Genomic DNA, 10,223 nt, shown 5'->3' on the forward strand with positions numbered 1-10,223 from the left:
TCTCCATAACGTGCAGAATTGCGCGCTTTCGACGCTGGCATCTGGAAAAGGTGCGTAAGCAAGCACTTGCGCGGCATGCGCGTCACACAACCATTCGAAAAAGCATATGGAATTCACCGCAGAACGATTTTCGGGTCATGAATCGTTTGTCTGCCGCTACGGCTGGTTGCGTAAGGTGTTCGACGCTGTCAGCGCGTCACCTGAGATATTAAGAAAAGATGCTGAAGCTACCGAGCGGTTAGGTATCGGCCGCAACATGGTTCGGTCGCTGCAGTTCTGGGGAGAGGCGACGGGCGTAATTCAAGTCGCACCAGGGGATGCGAAGGGCCATGTCGCTGGGCCAACAGGTCAACTGCTATTCAGTGACGGCGGATGGGACCCGTTCCTCGAAAAGCCTGAATCACTTTGGCTCCTTCACTGGTGGATTTGTGCAAACGCCAACATAGCCGCGTGGAACGTCGTCTTTGGCGACGTCTCGATGGCGCGGTTTGAGAAAGCGGACGTAGTAGCGAGACTGACCAAGCGAGGCGCCGGCAATGCCCGCGCGCTGGCCCAGTCAACCGTCGAACAGCACACGTCGATTTTCCTGCAAAGCTATGTGCGGGGCAACGACTCCACGGACGATAGCCTATGGTGTCCGTTACAAGACCTAAGACTTGTCCGCGCGGTGCCAAGCAGGAATGGCACCACAATCTACGACTGCTCGGTGGCCTCACCGATAGGCCTCAGCGTGCGGGTCTTCACCGCCGCGCTAGTTCACCTTTTTCGCATGCAATCGTCGAATCGGAGGTCCTTGCCGGTGCACGAACTCGTCCAGACGACGTTGAGTCCAGGTGCCATCTTCAGACTCGACGAACCACGACTCTATGATTTTCTGCAGCAGACGGAGGGTCTGACAGGCGGAGCAATTCGATTGATAGATACCGCCGATACCCAGACTGTGGTCTGTGACGAGCAACTTCTGTCATCAGCTGACTATATCTTTTCGCTTCTGGACGTTAAAGCACATGTCTGAGCCTATTGCGACTCATTTGCTCCTCGACCGCCATTTCAGCCGGTCTATTTCACTTGAGCGTGACTTGCATGACAAGGACGCACTCGCAGGGTATATGCTTACTCCAGCGGTAATCGCCGCGCTGACTCAAATCGGCACCGGCGTAAAGACGCGGAGTAAGCAGAGGGCTTGGAAGATTATTGGCCCATACGGCAGTGGCAAATCTGCTCTGGCTTTACTTCTTTCGCGCCTGTTAGCGGGGCCCAAAGCGGCACGCAATATTTTCGGCGCGCTCTCCGAGCAAGCCCCGCACGTCGCTGCGCTTTTCCGTCCTGGACACAACCTGCTTCCGCTTGCAGTCGGCGGCTCACGCACGTCCCTTGGCAGCGCCATTGCCAAGAGCGCGAAGGAGGCACTACAAACGTGGACGGAACATCGCGGCGCCATAAAGCTGGCCAAGGCGATTGACCTGGAGCAGGGGACGTATAAAGGCCAGCGCCTGAACGCGGCATCTAACTTCCTTCTCCTCGACTTAATTTCCTGCGCTCAGGAGCAAGGGTACGGCGGCGTACTTCTCCTCATCGACGAACTTGGAAAATTCGTCGAGCACGCGACGTTGTGGCCGGCAGAAGGAGACCTGATGGTTTTGCAGCAGGTCGCGGAATTGGCCTGCCGAGGCGACGATGCTACTTTGTTTGTGGTGACGATGCTGCATCAGCACCTCGCCGACTATGCCAAAGGCGTCGGGCGGACAGCGTCGGACGAGTGGCATAAGATTGCTGGCCGTTTCGACGAGGTCCCGTTTGATGAGCCGGTCCAGCGCTACGCACATTTCGCTGCTCACGCGCTCGCTGCTCCTGAGTCAGTGACAAATGTGCAGGCTATTCGACGGACGGCGCGCACAATCTACAAGCGCGCCCTTACTCTCGGTGTTCTTCGTAGCTCCGGCGAGTCCGACAACGAACTATTTGAGCATGCCGAGAGGCTTTTCCCACTTCACCCGGTCGTGCTTTCGGCGATGGCCCACGTATCCAAGCGCATGGGGCAAAGTGAGCGCTCGTTCCACGCATTCCTGCGTGGTCACGAACCGTATGCTTTCAGAGACTTTATTCAGACGCGAACGCTTGACGCCAAGAACTGGTATTCAAGTGAATATCTGTTTTCGTTCCTGAGTCAAGGCTCCCGTTTACGGTTTCGCGACCTGGCTACCGAGCGCAGGTGGGAATTTGCGCTCAGCGCTATCGAGGATGCAGTTGAGAGGCCGGAAATTGAAGTTTCTGTGCTCAAAGCACTGTCGGTCCTTGAGCTAGTGCGGGGCAGCGCGCGCCTGGCTGCGACCCCCGAGCTGTTGGCTTTTGCTCTTGCGGATAAATTTTCAACGGCAGATGTCCAGGCCGCTCTGGACGAGACCTGCAAACGAGGGGTATTGCTAAAAACGCCAGGCAGTGAAGGTTATGCGTTCGCTGTCAATGAGACAGTCAACGTTGACGCTCTCTACGAAGTGGCGGGAGACTCGGCCAGTGACCTTACGGTTGCGGGACTGCAGAAGCTGCTTAGCGAAAACACGGTTGTCGCGAGCGGCCATTACCATCGAAAGGGGACCCTTCGGACGGTCTCAATCAACGTCGGTCAAGCCGTTGATGACTTTCCAAAGTGCTCGTCAGATGCTGATGGTTTGATTAACGTTATCCTCGTCGACGAGTCTCGTCCTGAGCATCGCAAGAAAGCGACGGCGCTACAAGCAACGACTGGCTGTCCCTTGGTGCTTTGGACAGCTATTGAGCTCAGTGAAAGCGCGCTCGTATCGCTTCGCGAATTATCGCGGTGGATGTCGGTTAAAGCGGCAACACAAAACGGCACCTTGGACCCGTGGACCTCTCGCTACGTTGAAAACTCACTAGCGGATGCGCGGCGCCGCGTCGAAGCCGATGTCATGAGCCGGTTACTCGGGCAATGTGATGAAATCCATCAATACTACTACGAAGGTGAGCTAGTTCCGAGCACTACGCAGTTGAATGTAAGCCAGGCAGCGTCGTGGATGTTCGACGCTGTTTTCACAGAGTGCCCGACGCTCGTAAACGAGCTCATCAACAAGGACCGCCCCTCCTCGGCGATTGTGCTTGCGCGACAGAAACTGTTCGAGAAATTATTGGCACAAAATGTGTCTAGCCAGGAGTTTTTCGGCGCAACTGAGTTCCCTCCCGAGCGTCTTCTCTATGCTACTTTGCTGCGGGACACTGGGATTTACAGCGAGCGAGCCAACGCTCCTTGGTCGGTATCCGATTCGTTGACACAGGTTTGGCAACGGATAGAAATCCTACTCAAGTCAGCGACGCCGGCGAGTTTTCGCACCGTTCTGGAGCGACTGAGCTTGCCGCCTTTGGGCTTAAGACAGGGTGTATCATCAGTTTGGGTCGTCAGCTATCTCTTAGCAAAGCGCGACGTATGTGCCGTATTCGAGCGTGGAACTCTAGTCTTGGAACTAACGGCGGACCACCTCGCTCGCATGTTCAAAAACCCCGACGCATTTCAACTGCGCGAGTTTTCCGATGCGGGTCGTGGAGAGAAGTTGCAGCACCAGTACTGTTCTGTTCTGGCGTCAGTCGGCCAGTCGCTTTCGGAGACGCCGACTTTCCTTGAGTTGTCTCGAGCAGTGGTCCGCTGGTACGCCCGCCTGCCCGAGTATGCGCAGGAGACTTTGACCGTCTCGGCCGACGCTAAATTACTCCGCTCGACGCTCAAGCGTGCTACAGACCCGATTGAACTTCTGAGTGAGCAAATCCCCTCGCTGTTCAATCAAGGGGCGGGAGCGAAGGGCTTTGTGCACCGCCTGAGTTCCGCAATGAACGAACTCGGTGGTGCGTATCGTCGCCTTCAAGAAGACGCTGCAGCCGTTTTGGGTCGCGCATTCGGAATCCCGGGTCCGCTGGCAGTGGTTCGCGCTCAACTTCAGCGGGAATGTGCCGACATAGCAGCAGACTTGGCTGACGTGGAACTGAAGGCATTCGTGCTCAGATGCGTCGACGTTACCCCTGTAGACGACCGCTGGCTAGATTCACTCGCCACTCTCATCGTTAAAAGGCCGATGGAGTCATGGGTCGACGATAGCCTTGCGATGTTTCGGGAGGTGATTTTGGAGCTTTGCGGCCGATACAAGCGCTGGTTGAAGGTCGCGATGGAACGAGGACAACACCGAGAGGCAGCTGAGCGTTTCATGAGTTTCACGATTACATCGTTCGGTGGAGAAGAGCGCTCTCTGCTCCTCGCCTCTTCGAAGAGGGCAAAAGAGCTCGCTAGCACGATATTGGCCTCGTTGAAACCGCAGGTAGGCGAAGACGCCGAAATGTTGCAAGCAGCGCTCGCACAAGCGCTGGCTGAGGTCCTGCAAGCCGACGAATTGCGCACTGGAGCCGAGATTGACAGTCGAAAAAAAGCGAGTTAGACATATTCTGAGTCTTTCGGGCGGCAAGGATAGTGCCGCCTTGGCCCTCTACATGAGGGACAAGGTGCCCGAGATGGAATACATTTTTAGCGATACGCGTAAGGAACTTCCAGAAACTTACGAGTTTCTCGACAAGATTTCGAACTACCTGGGAAAACCAGTTATAAGACTTAATGCAGACTTGGGATTCGACCACTGGTATGAGATGTACGGCGGAATGATTCCTTCGAATCACCGCCGCTGGTGTACGCGAGCGCTCAAGCTGAAGCCTTTCGAACAGTATTGTGGGGACGAAGAGATAATCAACTACGTTGGGCTCAGAGCAGACGAGAATCGCTCCGGGTACATCAGTCACAAACCGAATATCAAGGCGGTCTATCCTTTCATTGACGCAGGATTGGTCTTGCGAGATATTGAAGAAATCCTGCGCGTTTCTGGTGTCGGGATGCCTCCCTACACCAAGTGGGGGAGGACTCGCTCGGGCTGCTACTTCTGCTTCTATCAGCAAAAAATAGAGTGGGTGAGGCTTAAGGAGACCCATCCCGACTTGTACGACAAGGCGAAAGAATACGAACGACCGTATGAGAAGACTGGCAATTTCTTCACATGGAGTCAAGGTGAGAGCTTGACGGAACTGGAGCAGCCGGCGCGTATGGAGCAAATCAGAACTGAACATGTCATTCGGATGCAACGAAAGATTGAGCGCCGAGAAAACGTAACACTCCTTGAGTTATTCAAGGACGCAGACTCTGGGGAGACGCCGGAGGATGATGATGACCAAGGGTGTCTGGTTTGCCAACTTTAGCTATTTTGACCAGTAAGGGGCGAGAGTGAGTGCAATTGAGCCGTTTCCCTCGCAATCACAACTCGGTACGCTCGCGTATCAAGCTATAAGCTAAAAACAAACCTTTATGGCTATCGAATTTAAGGCCCGCGTCCTCCTTGAGTTGGGTGCTGAGTTGATAAGCTCGGACGCCGTCGCGTTGTATGAGCTAGTTAAGAACGCAATTGACGCGAACGCGACAAGGGTGCGTATTGACGTGGACATTGTGCTTCAACAGTCGACGTTTGTATCGTTTAACGACTGGCTGTCCAAAGTGCCTGCCACGCGGTTCGATGCCGCCGAGTTTCGAAGCGCGCTGATGAAAGTCGTGGAGCCGGATGCGCCAGAATCGGCCCGCGAAGCGTTCTGGGGCGCGTTAGGCGAGCCTTCAACGCCTGACGAAGCGGCGAAGCGACTTGCCGAAGCATACTTCGCCGGCAATAGCATGCGCATCGCCGACAACGGGCACGGCATGACGCAAGAAATTCTTCAAAAAGGGTATCTGACTGTTGGTACGCCGCTACGGCTACTTGAGAAACCTAAAAAAACCTCGCCTCGATGGGCTCCTATTGGGGAAAGTGAGGCAAAGCCAGCACTCGGCGAAAAGGGCATTGGACGATTGGCGGCGATGCGACTAGGCCACTACGTTTATGTCAAGACAGTCAGTAAATCGGACCAATTTTTCAATCTACTCGAACTGGATTGGCGTCCAATTTTCACCGACCCGACGCTTGATGCGAGTGCTCTGGACTACGCACCAGAAGTTGGAAAGAAAAAGGTCGACGTTACTTTAACTGGAACCGTTGTAACCGTGCGTGACTTGCAATCGGATTGGACCGAGGAAAAGTTGCGGGAGTTGGCCAACTCGGAGTTGGCTAAATTGGGAGACCCATTCGCATCAGATTTCATAAATGATTTCATAGAGCTCAGGCTTCAAGGGAAGCGGGTATGGCTGCCTGAGTTTGACGAATCACGTTTCGAAATGGCTGACGCGGTGTGCACCGCAAAATTTGGTATTAAGGCACAGGATGACGGCGAAGTTCCGACAAACCCAAATTTGGGCGACCTTGAACTTGACGTTACCGTGGATTACCGCCTGTTTAACGAACAACGGAGTTGGAAGGTCGTTGGCGCTTATCTGAAAAGCTCGGTGAGCGAACCAGTAACCAAAAAGAAGAACAGCAAAAAAGAGAATCTGCTTCCTGATTCAGACGCAGTGATTGCCGCGCTGCCAAGATTGGGACCGTTCGAAATGAAGTTCTACTGGTTTAATCGAGGAAGGCTGCAAAGGGACGCTAGGGAAGCTTGGTCCGGCGGTCTCCAGAATTTCGTAAGGCGCTGGAGCGGCGGTTTGCTCGTTTATCGAGACGGTTTCCGCGTGTATCCATATGGCGCGCCGTCAGACGATTGGCTGGATTTAGACCGAAATGCATTATCTGCGTCCCAATATAAACTGAATCGTGCTCAGATAGTCGGTTATCTCCGCATCTCACACGAAGGTAATCCCGCATTGCTCGACCAGACAAATCGAGAGGGATTCCGTGATTGCCCGGAAAAGGAAGCACTGCGACGTCTCCTTCGACATGTCATTATTAGCAAGTGTCGACGTTTCTTGGAAGCAGTAGACAAAGAGGCGAAGAAAGAGGCGCCGGAAACGATTGAGGACCTCGCGCTGCGTGTCGCAGATGCAGAACACGCTACCGTAACTCAAGTTCGTCAACTTGGCGCACGCGTTCCCCAGGAACAGGATGCTGTTCAAGAAATCCTATTCCAGCTTGGGGAGCTACATGACGCATGGGAGCGGGCTAAGGCCAAAATTCGCAATCACGAAGACGAGCTTGAGCAGTATATCCACTTGGCAGGCGTGGGTCTCCAAGTCGAGTTTTTGGCGCATGAGCTAGCCAGAATATCGAAAAACACTTTGCAGCTGCTAGGTGGCGACGAAAGTGATATAGCATCGATGCGCCGTGGACTGGAAGCCCAGCTAAAGACCCTAGATAAGAAGATTCGCACTCTTGATGCCTTGAGTATTCCTGGACGCCAGCGAAAGGTGACCGTCGACCTTAGAGAAGTGCTTTCGGCTTTTATGGATATGCATGAAGCGAAGGCTAAGCGACACGATATCATTTTCGACGTCAATTACATCAGCAACGGGGCGTTTAGCGTGCATGTCGAACGCGGACAAATTATCCAGATTCTCGATAATTTATTTAGTAACTCGTTCTACTGGGTGGATGCTCGTGCTGACGCGAGCAAAAAGGGGAAAATAACTCTTGTCGTAAATCCCGAGCAAAAGACTTTGGAATTTCACGATAATGGCCCGGGAGTTCCGCCTGACATGGTCGATGATATTTTCGGGCCCTTTGTGACCACAAAGCCAGACAAAGAAGGTAGAGGCTTGGGATTGTTTATTTCAAAGCGACTGGCTGAATACAACGATGTAAGTCTCGAGTTGGGACCACCCGAACGTGATGGCAATCATCACTCTTTCGTTTTGAAATTCAATTCACGAAATAAAGCAAAATGAATATTGCTGCGCGACTGAGAGAGTTTACCGGAACAGCGGTAATAGTGGATGATAACTACAAAGACCCTGACCTTGATTCAATCGAGGACACGCAATGGGCCGAAATGCGGGACATTTCCAATGATGCCTGGAAGGCCTTGGCTGAAGCTAGATTTCCCGGAATGCGCTCACCGCTTGAACTTCGTCGAAATCAAGAGCAACTGAAGACGGCATGGAAGTTGTACAAGGAGGATGCTGCAGCTTACTCGATGCTCGACCCTATTTTCCGAGGGCTGCTCGACCAGTACGAAGGTGAACTGAAGCAACTTAAACCATTGATGAACTTTCTGCGCGATGATGCGAAGCTAACTCTTAAGTGCCACCCCAGTCTCGCGGAAGCAGAAGAAGACATCAAAGGATGTAAATTAGTATTCCTGGATTTTTATTTAGAGCAGACCACTCCCGATGAAGTGATTACGGCCGCTTCTCAGTTTAGAGAATGTCTAAAATCCGACGTCATGGAGCATGGGAATGCCGAGGGTCGTTTCGTTTACCTCATGTCTTCGAATTTGCCTCTTGATAGGATGGAAGATTTCAGAAAAGCGACAAAGCTGAAATCGGCGTTTTTCCGCTTTGTTGAGAAACCTTCGTTAAATGCTATCTGGTTAGAGCGCGACCTTGAGCCGAAGCTCGAGCTATATGGGGATATGCGCGGGCTGAGTAAATACTTGGACACGTTTTCAACCGAAATTGATACTGCCACCAAGTTTCTGGTTGACGAGATAGACTCGCTGGAGCTCCACGACCTGACCTTGCTACATTCTTTGAGACTGGAGCGTGAGTCGGAAGGCTTAGGGGAATATTTGAGCTGGCTCTTTTCTGAAGCACTTGCAGCAAAAATTCGTGCTAGGTCCCGTCTTCATGCGGCCGCGCACATCGTAAATCATATAACGGCTCTCCCGTTTAATGGCGAGATACATCCGAACTCCGTTCTACTCGACTTATACGCCGATGTAACGTTTGCTGGACAACGGCCTTCTAAAGAGAATCCTGCCGTGCGTTTCGGAGATGTTTTTTCTGAAAATGTCGATATGTCGTCATTTCCCGATAACCCGAATTGTATTAACAACCACACCCAACCTGCTTCCAATAAGCGGCATGCGGCGATACTTGCCCGACGTCGAAACATAGCCTCGACCCGGGCACAAACACCCGATTACCATCGCAATGGTCCGCCACCGTTGTCCGCTGCAGCGACGGCGCGCCGCAAGCGCAACTTGTTGCGTCGGAATCCGGACACTTTCCTGCTCGCAATCTCCCCGGCATGCGACCTTCAGCGCTGTCCAGCCGACTATCAGGTAATGTTGGTAAAGGGACATGTAGCAGTTAGGTCCCCCAATTTGGAGGATTTGCTTGCAGCAAAGCCGTTTGCCGGAAAATACCACCTGCTCCGCGAAGTTGCAAACAACTCGTATGTTTTGGTCAAATGGGACGAAAAGTCATGCATTATGGTTCGTGCCCGCGACCTCCGCGACTCTTCCAAATATCTGCTGCGGGGTAGGCTTAACGAAGTGTTATGTCACGAAACGAAGGAGCTTGCGCTACGTCATCTTGGTCGCGTAGGCGTTCAGGTGGACCCGTCGTTTTCAATTGGCCTAGGTGGTGTTTTCCGACTCAAAGTCGCCCAGAATGATGTACGAAACTTCGTGGTTCCTGAAGACTTCTTTGCCGGCATTCGGATGGAGGGTAACGGAAACAATGACCATCGATATGTGCTTTCCCGTGCGCTAGCTGCTTGGGTGCGAGAGCAGCTCGAACCATTCAAAATGGCCGACGGCCTCTTGCCCTTCAAACTTCCGAATATTCTCGAGTTCCTAGATAGCGGGCACGTACCCCAGTTCGACTGGGACGAAGCCAAGGCGAGTAAGGTCATTGCCAAGAACTCACTTAAAGTGTTCTTCACGAAAGACATCAAGAGCCATCAAGCGACCGGTGAATACGAGCTAGTGCTTTATCCTAGAAGGAGAGGGTCTTCCGCAATTGAATCGTGATGCGCGGCTCGATGGCCAGAAGGGCTGATGTCAACATATGCGCCGAGAGAGACGCGCACCGGTGCATCTACGGGCAACCTTCGCCAGACGGGCTGTCAGGTCGCTCGCCACAATCTCTACCATACGCGTTCCCGTGGGCGTTTGCGCCTTCGAACGCCGCCTCGCTTGGGCGAGCTGTGACGCTATCCTGACGGATGTATGCCCTAAAGGGCGGCGGCGCTCGCCGGCTGTAAGTGGTGGTCGAAATTCGACATTGGATGGCGGTGTCGAATAGTGGAGTAGCCCCTTGATTCTCAGGACACGAGACACCCATTAAAATAAGAGGGAGTCTTGTGACTAGTTTCAAGCCTAGGCAAATCGTGGAAAGCATTGAAGTTCTGACCGAGCCGGAGCGCCGTCGTCGGCGT

General features: G+C 53.2%; 5 protein-coding genes. All 5 read left to right on the forward strand.

Annotated features, from left to right (window positions below):
* Positions 1 to 106: 106 nt before the first annotated feature.
* The 5 genes from P3T43_RS10760 to P3T43_RS10780 all read left to right on the forward strand — a co-directional run bounded on the left by P3T43_RS10760 (position 107) and on the right by P3T43_RS10780 (position 9,816).
* Positions 107 to 1,015 carry a DUF4007 family protein gene (locus P3T43_RS10760; protein ID WP_429281019.1) on the forward strand — a complete coding sequence of 303 codons (909 nt, stop codon included), beginning with the start codon at positions 107 to 109 and terminating at the stop codon, positions 1,013 to 1,015.
* Positions 1,008 to 4,436 (forward strand): hypothetical protein, encoded by a 3,429-nt coding sequence (locus P3T43_RS10765; protein WP_429281020.1) that lies wholly within the window; start codon positions 1,008 to 1,010, stop codon positions 4,434 to 4,436. The genes P3T43_RS10760 and P3T43_RS10765 overlap by 8 nt, the downstream gene beginning before the upstream one ends.
* Positions 4,411 to 5,241, forward strand: coding sequence for a phosphoadenosine phosphosulfate reductase family protein (locus P3T43_RS10770; protein ID WP_429281021.1), 831 nt, complete (start codon positions 4,411 to 4,413; stop codon positions 5,239 to 5,241). Before P3T43_RS10765 ends, P3T43_RS10770 begins: the two co-directional genes overlap by 26 nt.
* Positions 5,242 to 5,347: 106 nt before the next feature.
* Positions 5,348 to 7,786 (forward strand): sensor histidine kinase, encoded by a 2,439-nt coding sequence (locus tag P3T43_RS10775; RefSeq protein WP_429281022.1) that lies wholly within the window; start codon positions 5,348 to 5,350, stop codon positions 7,784 to 7,786.
* The gene (locus P3T43_RS10780; RefSeq protein WP_429281023.1) at positions 7,783 to 9,816 is read left to right on the forward strand and encodes a hypothetical protein; all 2,034 of its coding nucleotides are present in this window, start codon (positions 7,783 to 7,785) and stop codon (positions 9,814 to 9,816) included. The genes P3T43_RS10775 and P3T43_RS10780 overlap by 4 nt, the downstream gene beginning before the upstream one ends.
* Positions 9,817 to 10,223 lie beyond the last annotated feature (407 nt).

Origin of the sequence: Paraburkholderia sp. GAS41, assembly GCF_050436545.1 — a bacterium.
Taxonomy (GTDB): Bacteria; Pseudomonadota; Gammaproteobacteria; order Burkholderiales; family Burkholderiaceae; genus Paraburkholderia.